The sequence below is a fragment of the Borrelia puertoricensis genome (genome assembly GCF_023035875.1).
Taxonomy (GTDB): domain Bacteria; phylum Spirochaetota; class Spirochaetia; order Borreliales; family Borreliaceae; genus Borrelia; species Borrelia puertoricensis.
Genome location: NZ_CP075384.1, coordinates 1 through 14,382 on the forward strand (window position 1 = coordinate 1; position 14,382 = coordinate 14,382).

Annotated in this window: 22 protein-coding genes; 6 read left to right on the top strand and 16 right to left on the bottom strand. The window is 28.0% G+C overall.

The features are described 5' to 3' along the window. From bpuSUM_RS05175 to bpuSUM_RS05200, 6 genes are all read left to right on the top strand, one after another. The gene (locus bpuSUM_RS05175; RefSeq protein WP_247066753.1) at positions 1-1,098 is read left to right on the top strand and encodes a plasmid maintenance protein; all 1,098 of its coding nucleotides are present in this window, start codon (positions 1-3) and stop codon (positions 1,096-1,098) included. A 9-nt stretch (positions 1,099-1,107) separates the two neighbouring features. After that, positions 1,108-1,668 (top strand): DUF226 domain-containing protein, encoded by a 561-nt coding sequence (locus bpuSUM_RS05180; RefSeq protein ID WP_247066755.1) that lies wholly within the window; start codon positions 1,108-1,110, stop codon positions 1,666-1,668. Further along, positions 1,644-2,408 (top strand): ParA family protein, encoded by a 765-nt coding sequence (locus bpuSUM_RS05185; RefSeq protein ID WP_247066757.1) that lies wholly within the window; start codon positions 1,644-1,646, stop codon positions 2,406-2,408. Before bpuSUM_RS05180 ends, bpuSUM_RS05185 begins: the two co-directional genes overlap by 25 nt. A gap of 89 nt (positions 2,409-2,497) precedes the next feature. Next, positions 2,498-3,067: a chromosome replication/partitioning protein gene (locus tag bpuSUM_RS05190; protein ID WP_247066759.1), complete on the top strand. Its 570-nt coding sequence runs from the start codon at positions 2,498-2,500 to the stop codon at positions 3,065-3,067. Between the two features lie 15 nt (positions 3,068-3,082). Beyond that, complete coding sequence (gene bdr, locus bpuSUM_RS05195) at positions 3,083-3,490, top strand: Bdr family repetitive protein (RefSeq protein WP_247066761.1); 408 nt, start codon at positions 3,083-3,085, stop codon at positions 3,488-3,490. A 244-nt stretch (positions 3,491-3,734) separates the two neighbouring features. Further along, the gene (locus bpuSUM_RS05200; protein ID WP_247066763.1) at positions 3,735-4,763 is read left to right on the top strand and encodes an ERF family protein; all 1,029 of its coding nucleotides are present in this window, start codon (positions 3,735-3,737) and stop codon (positions 4,761-4,763) included. 34 nt (positions 4,764-4,797) lie between these two features. Here bpuSUM_RS05200 and bpuSUM_RS05205 read toward each other — a convergent pair whose 3' ends face one another. The 16 genes from bpuSUM_RS05205 to bpuSUM_RS05280 form a co-directional block, all read right to left on the bottom strand. Beyond that, complete coding sequence (locus tag bpuSUM_RS05205; protein WP_247066765.1) at positions 4,798-5,109, bottom strand: BBA14 family lipoprotein; 312 nt, start codon at positions 5,107-5,109, stop codon at positions 4,798-4,800. A 40-nt stretch (positions 5,110-5,149) separates the two neighbouring features. Then, positions 5,150-5,503, bottom strand: coding sequence for a BlyB family putative holin accessory protein (locus bpuSUM_RS05210; RefSeq protein ID WP_247066522.1), 354 nt, complete (start codon positions 5,501-5,503; stop codon positions 5,150-5,152). Between the two features lies 1 nt (position 5,504). Next, the gene (locus bpuSUM_RS05215) at positions 5,505-5,831 is read right to left on the bottom strand and encodes a BlyB family putative holin accessory protein (RefSeq protein WP_247066524.1); all 327 of its coding nucleotides are present in this window, start codon (positions 5,829-5,831) and stop codon (positions 5,505-5,507) included. A 3-nt stretch (positions 5,832-5,834) separates the two neighbouring features. Beyond that, a complete protein-coding gene (locus bpuSUM_RS05220) occupies positions 5,835-6,020 on the bottom strand; it encodes a BlyA family holin (protein WP_247066419.1) in 186 nt (61 codons plus the stop codon). Between the two features lie 90 nt (positions 6,021-6,110). Beyond that, positions 6,111-6,938 (bottom strand): DUF685 domain-containing protein, encoded by an 828-nt coding sequence (locus bpuSUM_RS05225; RefSeq protein WP_247066526.1) that lies wholly within the window; start codon positions 6,936-6,938, stop codon positions 6,111-6,113. Positions 6,939-6,950: 12 nt separating this feature from the next. Then, positions 6,951-7,553, bottom strand: coding sequence for a DUF735 family protein (locus bpuSUM_RS05230; protein ID WP_247066528.1), 603 nt, complete (start codon positions 7,551-7,553; stop codon positions 6,951-6,953). A gap of 9 nt (positions 7,554-7,562) precedes the next feature. Then, entirely contained in the window at positions 7,563-8,441 is an 879-nt protein-coding gene (locus tag bpuSUM_RS05235) for a DUF276 domain-containing protein (RefSeq protein WP_247066767.1), read from the bottom strand. Further along, on the bottom strand, positions 8,438-8,770 hold the full coding sequence (locus bpuSUM_RS05240; RefSeq protein WP_247066430.1) for a DUF2634 domain-containing protein: 333 nt from the start codon (positions 8,768-8,770) through the stop codon (positions 8,438-8,440). Before bpuSUM_RS05240 ends, bpuSUM_RS05235 begins: the two co-directional genes overlap by 4 nt. Before the next feature lie 67 nt (positions 8,771-8,837). Continuing rightward, entirely contained in the window at positions 8,838-9,362 is a 525-nt protein-coding gene (locus tag bpuSUM_RS05245) for a DUF777 family protein (RefSeq protein ID WP_247066769.1), read from the bottom strand. Next, positions 9,359-10,309, bottom strand: a complete 951-nt coding sequence (locus tag bpuSUM_RS05250) for a DUF693 family protein (protein WP_247066771.1) — start codon at positions 10,307-10,309, stop codon at positions 9,359-9,361. Before bpuSUM_RS05250 ends, bpuSUM_RS05245 begins: the two co-directional genes overlap by 4 nt. A gap of 4 nt (positions 10,310-10,313) precedes the next feature. Next, on the bottom strand, positions 10,314-10,874 hold the full coding sequence (locus bpuSUM_RS05255; protein WP_247066546.1) for a DUF792 family protein: 561 nt from the start codon (positions 10,872-10,874) through the stop codon (positions 10,314-10,316). A gap of 15 nt (positions 10,875-10,889) precedes the next feature. After that, positions 10,890-12,155, bottom strand: coding sequence for a DUF759 family protein (locus bpuSUM_RS05260; RefSeq protein WP_247066773.1), 1,266 nt, complete (start codon positions 12,153-12,155; stop codon positions 10,890-10,892). 8 nt (positions 12,156-12,163) lie between these two features. Further along, positions 12,164-12,388, bottom strand: a complete 225-nt coding sequence (locus bpuSUM_RS05265) for a DUF1322 family protein (protein ID WP_247066549.1) — start codon at positions 12,386-12,388, stop codon at positions 12,164-12,166. Further along, entirely contained in the window at positions 12,372-12,818 is a 447-nt protein-coding gene (locus bpuSUM_RS05270) for a DUF1473 family protein (RefSeq protein WP_247066454.1), read from the bottom strand. The genes bpuSUM_RS05265 and bpuSUM_RS05270 overlap by 17 nt, the downstream gene beginning before the upstream one ends. 10 nt (positions 12,819-12,828) lie before the next feature. Further along, a complete protein-coding gene (locus bpuSUM_RS05275) occupies positions 12,829-13,254 on the bottom strand; it encodes a DUF1463 family protein (RefSeq protein ID WP_247066775.1) in 426 nt (141 codons plus the stop codon). Positions 13,255-13,263: 9 nt separating this feature from the next. Beyond that, positions 13,264-14,382 carry a DUF787 family protein gene (locus bpuSUM_RS05280; protein WP_247066777.1) on the bottom strand — a complete coding sequence of 373 codons (1,119 nt, stop codon included), beginning with the start codon at positions 14,380-14,382 and terminating at the stop codon, positions 13,264-13,266.

Genomic DNA, 14,382 nt, shown 5'->3' on the forward strand with positions numbered 1-14,382 from the left:
ATGAGGAGCACAAAAAAGACTACCAACAAACACCAACACAAATTAATCGTTTTAGTATCTACACTAAATTACATGAACTTAAATCTTAATCAATACACTCAAAGCAACATACTTTATTACTTTAATAATAATATGAAAAAAAATGACCAAAAACCTGTTAAACTTAAAACTCTACAAAGCTATCTCTATAAATTAGAAAAAATATTAGGTGTCACAATTAATTATCACAAACACTTGGGTGTTAACATGGGTACTGAAGTTCATTACAAACTTAAATATCCTAAAAAAGAATGTCACCTTATAATCAATAAACACTTTAGAGATAAAAAAGAGGAGAGACATAAAAAACGTGTTAATGCTTATTTTAAAAAGACTTGCACTAAAAATAGCAGTGTAGAAAAATGGGAGTGTATTAATAATACTTATAATAATAAAAAAGAAGATAAGAACAGAATAAAATCTATAGAAAAATTACAAGTAGAAAAGTACGCTAAGAAATGCAATTTTAAATCAAATGCTTTTCTCTCTATTTTGAATTTAGAAGCGAACAAGGATTTTAAAATTCAATTATTGAAAGCTATTAAAATAGCTGAAGATATTGGGTGTAAAAGAATAAATGATATTAAACCAAATAACAGTAAACTTGAAAGTAAACAAAAAGAATTGAGTAAGATACTAGATGAGATAAAAGCCACTTTAGAGAATGAAGGGTATGACAGTAAACAATTAGAAACACAAATACAAAACGTATATGAACAATATAAAAATAAACCCCACTTTATCATAGAAAAAGATAAATACAGTGATTTAAAAAAGATAATAGTAAAACTTAAAAAAACAGTTGAATTTGCTAATAAAAATGCAAAAGAAAATGAAGGAAACATTAGAAATAACGTATTTAGCATACTTCTTGAACAATTAAGACACAAAGTAGACGTATCGATTTTAGTACCAATATTAAAGAATTATTTAAGCAAACAGAACAAATTAGAATATAGCAAGATATTTAGTAACCATTACTATCATGAACTTTTAGAGTTAATGGAAGATAATAAAGATAATTTACAATTAGGGGAATTCAAAAAAATTACTAGTTAAGGATTAGTTATGGAGAGTGTGTTAGAACGCCTTAAAGAGAAAAAGTTAGAAATTAAGGATAAAAGAGACAAACCTATCTTTATCAAGATAGAAAATAAAAATAATAAAACATTGTATCATACAAAGATTATGATGGATCTGTTTTCATTTGGCATTAATAAAAATCAGCAATACAAATTTTTTATTGCATTTAGAGGATTATTTAATAGAGAAAAGATAGAATTTTTCAGTTTATTTGCTTTAAGAGATAATGATAAATTCTTAGGTATTTATTATGGTTATAGAAAACCAATAAAAAATGTAGTTAGAAGATATGAAGATAATGGGGTTATGAAGGCATCTACATTTTCAAAAGTTTATTACATAGAATTTAGATTTAAAAAAGGTAGTGTGTTTTGCTATTTAAGAGGAATTTCTTACTTACTTAGAAAAGATAAAACAGATACAAAGTATTACAAATCTTTAATTGAAAAACTTACGAATTTGGAGCAACAAGTGTACGAATTTTACAATAAAAAGCCATCAGATGGAGGTCTTATAAACAAATGGATAGAAAAAAAGCAAGGGTGATAACAATTGCATCAATTAAAGGTGGTGTTGGAAAAAGTACAAGTGCTATCATACTTTCTAACCTACTAGCAGACAAGTGCAAGGTACTTTTAATTGATATGGACGATCAAGCAAGTATTACAAGTTATTATTCTGATGAACTAGAAAATAAAAATATTGAGGTTTTTAAAATAAATATAGGAGAGGTTATAAAGAATAATTTAGATATTAGTAAAACTATTGTTAATATTGGTAATAATTTGGATCTAATACCTAGTTGTGTAAATGTAGATGATTTAAACACAGATTTTTATTGTGAAAATCGTCATTTTTTTATTGAAGGGATGTTAAAGAATAAGCTGAGTTCTGTAATAACTGATTATAGTTACATAATAATTGATACGAATCCCAAAAGAAATTTTACATTAAAGGCATCTCTGATAAGTAGTGATTATGTAATATCTCCTATGACAGCTGAAAAATGGTCTGTCGAAGCATTCGAGGTTTTGAGAGAATTTGTAAAAGAAGTAGCAGGTATACCTGTTCTTATAATTATAACTAGATTTAAAAAAAATATTACACACAAAACTTTATTGAATATTGTAAAGTCTCAAGATGAATTTTTAGGAGTCATAAGTGAAAGAGAAGATTTAAATAAGAGGATAGGATGTAATGAGAAATTTGATTTTACAAAAGATTATATTACTGAATATGTTGAAGTATTAGATTTGTTTTTATCTAAAACACAGTTATTGATTTAGCAAGGAAAGATTGTCCGATGCATCGGACAATCTTTCTAAGATATAAATTATTTATATTTATAAATTAATAGGTTAAAAGGAGATGTGTTATGAGCAAAAAAGTGGTTGAGTTAAAAATCAAAAACAGGATGCCCCAAAAGGATCTGAATTATATCCTTGATACAAATAGTCAAAATAAAAGAAAAGAAGAGTTTGATAATTTAGTAATCCGATTACAGAATAATATTAAAACAGAAATATATAATAGTATTGACACTATGAAAATCTTAAAAAAAATTAATGAAAATAAACTTTATATAGAAGGTGGCTTTAGTTCTTTTAGGGATTTCTTGTCTGCATTTAGACTTGCAAAATCCCAAGCTTATCAATATATAAAATTAGCAATAGCCCTTGAATCAGGTTCTATAGAGGAGGAATTTATAACTGTTAATGGAATACAGGCTTCTATAAGATATATACAAACTAAAGAAAGTACATCAATAAAGAAATCAAGAGTAAATCCAATCAAGCCATTAAGATTTCAGCTTAAGAATCAAGAAAGTTATGATTTTTATAAGAAAAATGCTAAGTTTACAAGTTTCTTAATGGATGAACTTTTTAAAGACAAGAAGGATTTACTAGAAGAGTTTATGAAGAAATTTAAAAGTTTAAAAGGTTAGCTATAAGGAGTACTCATGAATAATTTAGCATATAAGATGTATAGAACAGAAGATTTAAGGAAGGAGTTTTTAAATAAGGGGTTTACTGAAAAAGCTGTGGATTTCATTTTACTTCATAATGATAATTCTAATTTTGAAGTTTTAAGAGAAAAGATGAATTCATTAGAACAACAGATCATTAATGTAGAGAAGAATTTACAAAATGATATAACCAATTTAGATATTAAAAATGTAGATAAGGATTTCCTTAAAGAAGTCCAAAATAATAATGCAGTAATATTGGAAAAGCTTGATATGTCAAATAAAGTTTTGTTAGAAAAACTTAATGTAAGAAATAGAATGTTAATTATTATTATGGCAGTAGAACTACCAATAGTTATATCTATTGTTATGTCTTTAATAAGTGAATTCTTTATAGGATGAAAAATTTATTATACATAAGTATTGATTTTATTTTAGATTTGTTGTATGCTACCTATTGTCAGTAGTGCTATCATTTTAGGACTACCTATAATGTTCGGCATTAATAGCCTTTAGAGCTTAATTAAACATTCTATTTAAGAGTTCTTAATTAAGCTCTAAATTTTTATTTTTTTGTTAATGGTATTGAAAATTTTTAGTTTTTGCTATATATTTGGTTTTAGTAATACATTATAGGAGTTTAAATATGACAAAAACTAGAATGCGCAGAGCAGTTAAGAAACTGGGTAAACAAAAGATAAAAGTAACAGATATAAGAGTAAATAATCAAGCTTTAGTAACTGATGAGAATCAAGCAAGGGTAAACTTTCTAAAATCTCTATACACTCTACGTATGAATTTAAGTGGTGTTGCTAAGAATCTTAATGGATATGGGTATAAATATCAAAATTTCAATGAGATAATCAGAGAGATAAAGAATGTTATAAAGAGTAACAATTTAGATATTGATTTCCTGCAATGTCCAACATTTAAAGTTGTGGGAAATAATACAATTAATGTTATTACAACAACATTTTACAGTCCAAGTAGTGGATACTGTGAGTCATTTGATACGCCTATTTACACAGAAGAATTTTCTTCTCTAGGGGCAAAGAATCAAAATACTTTATCGCAACTTGTAGGTTCATGCATAACATATCATAAAAGATATGCTCTTGTAGGATACCTATCAATAGAGAGTGAAGTTGACACTGATGCTAGTTCATCATTACCCGAGCTAGAAAATAATAGAGAGAGAGTTAAAGCTTTTGTCAAAAACAATAATGGGAATACACAAGTAAATATATCAGGAAATAATGTAGAGGATAAAAACACTGTTCATACTGACCAATCTAAGTCTAAGATCAATGTAGAGACAAATAAATTTAAGTATTATAGAAATCTACTCATAGCAGCACGTAACATGCATAAATTTGTTCTTAATAAACCATTTAACAGTTTAGAAGAGATAAATTCATATCTTAAATCTATTCAGGTTGGAGATGATTCGAGTATACTTGAATACTTTAATAAAAATAAAACATTAAAGAGTATACAGTATTGGTGTAATTTGATAAAAGAGTATTTTAGTAAGAGTAGTAGAGACCCAGAAAAGATAGAAAAGTTTGATGTATTTTTAGCTTTTGATTTAGATAAGCTTGGTAATAGTCCACTGAAATTATTTGGGCATTTATCTACTGATAAGGAATTTGATTGTTTATTTAGATCTGCATAAAAGGTAAGCCCCAATAGGGGCTTACTCATTAAAATTATTTTAATTTCGTATATCTTTTATATACATCTTCAGCAATAGGTTTTGTTTGAGAGATATATTCTTGCAGTAGGGAGATATTAAAGTTTAATGCTTTGATTGTATGTTCTGATTTTAATTTGCTTGCATCAAAAAAAGTAAATTTGGGAAAATCTTCATTCTTTACCTTTTTCTTAGCATCAACTAAAAATCCTTGTAAATAAAGTACGTATTTTGAGAGTTCAGATTCGTATTTACTTATTGATTCTAAATTAGAATCATCTGGCATAGTTGGTTCTTTAGTTAAGGAAGCAATGGTTGTGCAATTCATAATTAGAGTAATAGCACAAATGAAAACAACTTTAAATAGTCTATTCATTATTTCTGTCCTCTTCTTTAAGCTTATTAATATAAGCATGCATAAGCTTATTTCTCTTTAAACGTAGTGAAGCAATGCGTTTTGTATTCTCTTTACTTAAATGTTCATTAGAGCTATCTATTATCTCTAAATTAATTCTTAAGATGTCATCAAATTGTGATAGTATTTTCGTGCTTTCAGCTTGTTCCCTTTTAATTAAATTATCCCTGTACATAGAATAAAAGTAATTTACTACTCTGCTAAAGATATTAATGTATTTTTGTGTGTTGGTATTTGAGTCTTGCTTTAGCAGTTCTGTAAATTTGTTTAGTATATCTATACTTAATTTTGCAGTAGTTAAATTCAATTTATAACTCCTTTGAATATGATTCTTTTATTCCTTCCCATTTTGGCAATCTCATGTTTTCAGGATTATTATTAACCTTTTCTATAAATTCTTGTATTTTGTTATTAATAGGAGTTAATGCTTCTTGGATTTGGGGAGTTAATGCATTCTCTAATCTTTCCATGTTTTTAGTGAAAATAATTCTGTATTCTGTGTAAACTTCATTAAGTAGCATAAATATTTTATGAGCATTCACGTTAAAAGAGCCATCTTCAAAATTAGACAGTGTACTAAATAATGTTTCTATTGCATTTAAAGCAGTATTTAATGAACTAATGTCAAGTGTCATTGATTAATCCTTTCCTTTATGTTTTCTTTTAAATTTAGTTGCTAATAAACTTATGATATCTTTAATTACCGGTTTAAAGATAAGTCCTATACCTAAAATAAAAGTGGCAATGACAATTAATTTAATTTCATTGATATTAATTAAAAGTTCTGATATTTCAGACAATTTAGTTAAAGTGAAATGATCCATTAACCTTGTAACCTCACATAAAAAAGATAAATAAAGTATATTACAAAAAGTACCAAAAACTAATATTTTTTTATATTTTGTAAAGTAAAATTACAGTTTTACTAAAGAGGGGACTGTACCACCTGTATATGAACGTTTTTGCATATACCACCCTCTAAATAGAGGAGAATAATCATTTAATCTTAGATTTTTTCCTATTCTCTCATATACAATTGATCTACTTGATTCATCAGTGTATTGAAGATATACTCTTTTTGTAACATCATGATAACTATTGATTTCAATATCAACATAAACATCTAGATAAATGGGTTTACCATCTTCAAATTTATAAAAAACAAGTGTAACATCTTGACTTGATGTGTTTTGTGTCATATTAAGTTTATAAGCCCTATCTCTAAGAGAAGATTCATAAATGCGCGTACTTGTAGTTGATGTTCTTGATGAGCTAAAACTTGAAGGAATGCCACATAAATATTCAGGTATTGTAGTTTTTTGTAATGAATTATAAGTTGATATAGTAACAAATTTGTCTGAACTAGAGAAATGCGAATAAGAACTCATATTACTTGTAAGCTCACTTCTGATATAGCTAGATAAATTACTCTTATAACTTGAGTCATTATTCATAAGTTTGCTTAGTAGTTTAGAGTAAAGTTTATCTGTAAATTCACTATTCTCAGCAAGTTCTGTTGCAATAGTGTCTTTAATTACTTCCTTAAAGTAAGATAGTCCTTCTCCTTTAAACGTTTTATCTTTAGTCTTTTGAAGGAAGTTTTCATAAGTAATTGCATTACAACTTGCAACACCATCATCTAATAAAAGTAAATCACTATTTTTTATATCATTTACCCTATTTAAATCTTTAATTTGTATAAATTCATTCTCGTCCATTAAAAGTCTCTCATCTGTTGACAAATGATACCTCCATTAGTTAAAAGAAACAACTTCTATATTTTGATTGTCAATAATTTTAAGTTTTCTTCCTATAGGAATCATGCCTTTAATAAAAGCATAAATTGAATGAGAATATCCTTTAGGAATGAAATTGAATGCTAGTATTTTATATTTATCTTCATATCCTTGTTTTGATTGACGTAAGCGTATACGTTTGGGTTTTACTCCAACAGCAGTACTAGGAGTAATATATGATATGAAATTAGTTTTTATACTTCCAAGTAATTTAATACTAATAACCCCAGCTTCTGGTGTTGTAATTTCAATATCAACATTAAGAAAAGCTTTAAATAATCTAATAAATGACTCATCAGTACCAATATGTCTTAAGGCAAAAATGACGCTGTCAATATTGCTTGCAAGCTCTTTTAATGGGCGACTTTTATAGTGAAAAGTTTTAAATACGTTTGATAACCAGACAGCAATAAAATGAGAAGATAGATAGTTACTAGCAATAATACCAGAGAAATTAGAATTTAGAGTTTTTATCTCTTCAAGTATTTTATTTGCATAATCTAATTCTGAACGTATAAATTTTTCTATTTGTGTTTTATGAAGAAAACCTGGTATGCTCAATATATCTCCTTAAGTTTGAATATCAATAAGTAATCTATCAGTGAGACTGAAGTTAAGTATTTCTGATGGACTGATTTCAATATCTTGATTCTCTTTAAAATCACTTGTGCTAATGTTACTTATACTTGTCTCAGGATTGTCTTTAATGCAGGCGTTAATTTTAAGTCCTTGAATGCCTTTTATCTCATTAACCGGAGCAGTAAAATCTTGATATTCAAAACCGATTCCCATGTCAGAGTAATTATTATTGATAATTCTCCTGTATATTTCTCTTATTTGCATGTCGATATTGAGATAAATGTGATTTTTAAGGTCCAGTTTGTATTTTACTTTAAGATAGATATATTTAGTCTTTCCTAGAGAGACTTTATAAGATTTAACTTGATTGTGGCTATTTATTCCATCAATATCAATATCACCTTCTAAGATAGTGCCACTAGGAATAGTGCTATAAAGTACTTCCCAAAGGTTTGCTTTGAATGTAGAATCTTTAATTGTGTTCTTAGAGTCGTTTAAGATGGTATCATTAACAATAAGATAAATATTAGCTTTTCCTGCTGTGCTTACAATGTTAACGTATTTTACATTCGGTAAGTTCAGTATAGCATTTCTTAATGCTTCATGAGTGGTGCTTTTAACACTTATATGAGACTCTATAGCCTTCCAATACTCACCTTGTGGTTTAAGTTTATCCATAAAAAGGTTAAGTTCATTAATTATTTGTTCCTCTACTGTAGCAAGAGAAGCAGCTATTATGTTGTAAATGGATGATGGGTCATCTTTTATCACAATACCGTGTGTCTGTTTTAAATATTCTCTCTTTGTGTTAATTATTTGTGAGATATTTTGTTTTAGAATGCCGAAATTATTATCAAAAGCAATACTCATATGCAAATCTCCATTTGAAAAGAATCACCAGGAAAATAGAGAGTAATTTGCAGCAGTTTTGAGTTTATATTAATGTTAACTCCAGTAAGATCAATTTCCAGTTCTTGGGCAACAGAGTAGAGATAATATTTAATTTGCTCTAGAGTGCCAAGCTTACATAATTTAAGGATATGTGTATAATCAAATCCCCATGTTGGATTTAGAGCAAGACTTCCTTTAGGGGTTTTAAGGAAAATAAATAATCTTTGTTTTTGCTCTTCTATTCCATCAGCAATCTGTAAGTCTGAGCCTGATACTAAATTAAACTGCAAATCAACCTTTAAATCCATACTAACCTATGTAAATCAATCTTTAACCTTTAACTTAAAGGAAATGTATAACAAAAATATCAAAAAACTAATTAAATAAATTATTAATTTTGCTATTTATTCTTGATGTATAGTAAGAGAGAGAAGAGTAATCAATGCTTGAATTTCCTATAATTCTTAAGTTATTAATAGCATTTACTATTGCCTCTAAGATGTCTTTAAGACTAGTTATCTCATTACGTATATCCAACTTATGTTTAGCATATATTTTAAGATACTTAGGGTCAATTGCACTTAATATATAAAAATGATGTTTATCAAAATATATATTGTCATCTGTATTAAATAGATTAATACTTGATTGAAGAAGTACTACTCTGTCATCTTTGTGAAGACTTAGACTAATATTTGATATATTACGAGTGTGAATCTCAAGTCCTTTATATTCGTCAATGTCTACAATACCTTCTTGAGTATCGCTGTTAAATGATTTTATAATTCCTATTTTTGATATGCATATATTGTTAGCTATCCATTCTTTGCTCTCTTCTTGAGTTAAAGCAGAACCAGACATGCTCTGATTCATTCTATAAATTTCATAATTAAAGTTCATATCCTCTCCTTTATTTTTAGATGATTAATGTCATCATAAAGCTTTAAGTTAAGTGAACATTCACCAGTATTGCTTAGAGAAGCATTAGTTTCACAAATCGTGCTCTTTATTATATTCCCCAAAGAATCTCTAAATGATACTCTGTCACCAACTTTTAATTTATGAGTATAAGTAAGCTTTGCTCTCCAATATATAAGTCTTATATTAAGAGTAGTGCCTATAGTAATTTCTTGCTTTGGGATAAATTCAAGACCATAATCCTCAAGTGACTCATAATGAGCATCAGGACCGGTTAATTGATGATTTGTGAATATGAAATTACATTCAACCAAATCAACTCCATTACCAACATCAGCAATAACATTTTGTATATATTTTTTAGATAATTTTTCTATAAATTCTTTTGGAGTTCTAGCATAAATATGCTCTTCTATGATTTTAAGTCTGTCATTAGTGCTCATATTGATTATATTTCTACCCGGAAAGGCAAAGTTTATAGCGTCCTGGACCGTCATTCCTTTAAATTGTTTTGTTTCAAGTTCTCGGTTAAAGAAATTACTCTTTGATGCTAAATGAAGTTCAAGCTCTATGCTAAAATCACCACTAGGATAGTCACTGCTCATTGGGACTCCCAGATAACCTGCCATAATAAATGTAAATGAGTCTTCATGAGCAAATTTTTTATAGTATATCTTTACAATATCTCCTTCATGTATGTGATTGTTGAAATCGAGGTGTAAATTCCAAAGAACAAGTTTGGCTTGTTTTGCCCTTACAAAATTGTAACTTGAATAGATATTAGATATTGAGATATCAACATAAATGCCATGTTGTGTGTTGATAATGATTTTAGGAGAGTGTTCTGGTGTTGCATCACCAGTAATATTTTTATTTGAGCTAATAGTAGAGTAAAATTCAATCTTAAAATCATATTTAAGTAATATCACAAGCTTATCCTTTGTATTTATCCAAATGAAAGGTTTTAATAACTTCCATGTTAAGATTAAGCTCAACTTCATCTATGAAAGGCACATCTTTAAATGTTAGGGAAGTAATTACAACTAATTCTTTAATGCCAAAAGTTGGACTATAAGCAGTAAAGGGAACTTGTGCTTGAAGTCTACCAGCCAGTTGTTCTTTAACTAAATTACTATCAAATTCAAGTAGTGAGTTACCAAAAGGAGTTAATTTCAGTGGAGCTAACATATTCTTATAAAGACTTGTAAGTACACCACCATTTAAAGCAATAACTTCTCCTGTAAGTACAGGGTTATAACTTACATATTCAGCTTTCCTTAAGTAGTAATTGATTACAGGACGTTTGGAACATGTGGTGTTATAAGTACGAGTTATAAGTTCAAATTTAGGTTTAATAAAGAATAATTGGGGCAAATACCCAAGTCCCTTAAGATCAGGTCTTGGGAAGAGAACAATAAAATTATCTGTGCTAAATAAAGCAAATATTTGTGTTACAGTATCTTTAATAATTTGAAATATTTCCATAGGTTGCATAAATGTCTCCCTATTTTAAGTACCACTGGGAGGAGTAGTAATAGATTTATCTTCATGAGTAATTTTTGATAAGCTCTCACCACTATCTCCTCCCATCCATAAGGGCAATATTGATTTAAGTCTTGCAATAAGTCTATCTAAACTAAAAATGCTTTTAATTCCGTTTATTATAGGATCAACGATATCTTTATGAAAGTTAAATTCATTGATCTTTTTAAGTGCTTTAGCAGAAAAATCCATTAAAGGTGTTAATGTGGACGCAGTTAATTTTTTTAATTCTTCATCTATCTTATCCATACTACTTGTTGCAGAGTCATAAGAGCTTGTAGTATTTGTGAGATTTAATTCGTTAAAATCACTTAGCACGTCATCAAGTTTTGTTACTCTTGAACCCATATCGTGAAAAGTATCCTGTTGCCATTTACGCTCAGCATGTTCAAGATACTTGTTACCAAATTTATCAAATTGACTCATTAGATTGAAGATTGAACCACCTTCGCCGCGTAATAAGTCAACCACGGAAGAAATAGCATCATCACTTGATGAGAGTCCACTAGCCTTAAGTTTAGCTGCTAGTTCTACTGCTTTAAGTAAATTAGTTTCATTCTCTAGTCCAGCATTCTTAAGAGTGCTTTTAATAACAGCAGCTTTATTTAAGAATTCTTCTTGGGTTGTTCCCCTTTCAAATGTTTTAATTCTCGATATAGTATTTAATAGCTTGCCTTTTTCAGTTGTGTTGAAAATTCTAGAGTTTAGGGTACCTATTCGTTTTCTTTCTGAAGCATCTTTTACTGATGATTTTGCAAATGCAAACATATTAGAGGAAGCACCTTTAATGGAACTAGCTATTATATTACCAATTGCACTTCCTATTATGACTTTAGAAGTCAAATTGTTTTTTTTTATTAAATTTTGTTGTATTTTAGAGTTTGCTTTAAGTGACTTAAATTCTAAATTACGTAGATCTTTAGTAGACATGGTAGAACGTCTAAAAGCTTCACGTCTAGCTTTTTCAAAGCTATGTCCTTGCTTCATTAGTTTTTTAGTCTCAGAGAGTCTAAATTTCTCTACTCGCTCTCTTAAACGTTCATATTTATTTTGTTTTGCAAGTTCTGCATTTTTATCTTTTAAATTAGCTTTAATTATATCTTTCGTACTTTTGAGAGAAGAAAGTTTGGGTTTTAAGTTCTCTTCTAATTTTGATATGTCTCTCTCTAATGTTTTTTTCGTTGATGCATGATCTAATATACCTTTAAATTTAATGGTAAATTTATTATCCATAAGTGTCCTTATTTAGATAAAATCAGTTCAAGTATTTCCTTCTCTATCTTAGCTTCAGCAATTTTGCTTACTTCTATAAATTCATCGTATGTCATACATTTAATTTCTTTGTATGAACAGATATTTGTTATTATTGGTAGCCAATATTTATGTCTTTTTATATCGTCAATTAAAGCAAAGTAACGAGTACGAGTAGCATTAATACTCTCAACAAATTTATCTATATGTTTCATTATTAGCCTTTGATTTAAGTTTTGAAATTACACATTCATAATTAAATTCATCGGTAATGTAATCAAAAGTAACAAAATCACCAACATTATTCTCATATTCTTTAAGAAAAAGGAGGGCTGGTTTTTTAAATTCTGAGTCTAAATGAAATGTATTAAACTCTATAGAATAAAGAATAGCAATAAGATAATCTTTATAATAACTTATGAATTCTCTATTGTAATCCAGTATTACGTAAAACTCATCTAAAAACCCGGGTTTGATCATTAAATTAGTTATTTCTTTCAAATACTTAACATCATTAAGTTTATTTATGGCTTCTTCTTGATTAAATCCAAGTATAGAGTCCCACGTATAAACAGGTAATACTTTTATTTGGTATTCATAAGTTTTATCTTTGCTTAATATGTTCATTTTATATCTTGTAATCATTTTGTGTCCTTTAATTTTTAGGTGTTATTTTTTGGCAATTGATAGCTCTAATTTCAAAAGTAACTTTTTCTGCTTCTGCCGAATAATTTCTTGATGGTTCTTCAGTAAATACAGCACAGTTACTGATTATTTTTGTTGTTATTCTATCATTAAATACCAAATCCATCATTTTATCTTCTTTACTTACATTCATGTTGTAAAATTGGTCATCAGAGAGTTGAGTTAGTAATATGTAATCATGACTACCAAGTGTTACTTCAATACTAAATATATAAGTAATGGTTTTTGGATCTCGAAGACTGATAACAGGCATTCCTCTGTCTTCATTACTAATTACTGCTCTAGTTGTAGGTTCACTTGTAAGTTCTAATTTTCCACTATTAATTTGTCTTCCCGAGATAGAGAGATAAACTTCCTTTAAATCATATAATCCCATATCTCCTCCTTAATTTTCGAGTTTATTTAAGTAATCAGTTATATCTTTGGTTGTAATAATGAAAGAGAGAGAGTTGATACTGTAGTTATAAGTAATATCAATAGTTAGTTCTAATTTAAGTTGTGGTGATGGTGAGAGTATAATATTTAAGTTTGAGTAGCTTACAATAAGTCCTCTCTCTATATATCTCTTTAGTAAGCATTCAATTGCTGATGTATATGCATTATCTCTTGCTCCAGATAATTGCAACCTAGATAATTTACTATTTTGTCTATTATTAATATTCCAAATTCTAATAAGTTCAATTATTGCTTCTTGTTTTATATAGTGATAAGTAAATAACTGGTCAATAGGATTTCCTGCAAGATCAACTCCTTCTTTAAATGCTGATACTTTATCAAGACCTGTTTCGTTAAGATAAGAATAGAAATTAATATTTGCAGTTCTTAGTTTAGTTATTACTTCATCATCAACAAGTGGTCTTGCAGCAAGATTCATGCCATATGGATTTACACTATGAAACATACAAGCTTCATATAAATACTTAGCTGTAAATTTAAGATGTAGATTATCTCGCTTATTACTATAAATAACGATATTATTTGTTTTCTCTAGGGAGCCTGGGTTTTTAAATATTTCTTTTATTTCACTCTCTTTAGTAGAGAAAACAAAAAAAGTATCAGGCATCTTGAATTTCAAGTAATCATCTTTGTATACAACTAGCCCATCATCTCCATTATTATCTTTATCATAAGTATTAATAAGTACAACAAATGAGTGTCTGTGTGTTTTAAGATAAGTCTTAATAGTCTCAGGTTTATCTTTATAAATAAAGAGCATAGCAGATTTTAATGCTACACTGGGAGAGTTAAAGAAATCAGACATAACATTCTTTAATAGTTCCTTTTCTTTAGTAAATTCATCCTCTCCATTACTATCTTCCTTTTCTAATGCTTCTATTTGCTTTTCATAGTTATTTATTGTCAGACTTAAGACTTTATAATTTGCACTATCTTTATTCACCTTTATTTTCAATGTTTTATAAACTAGTAACGGAGAATAATAGTTTATTGTTGTGTTATGTACTTTATTATTAATTAGATTTACACTAATTGTATCTTGTGGCAA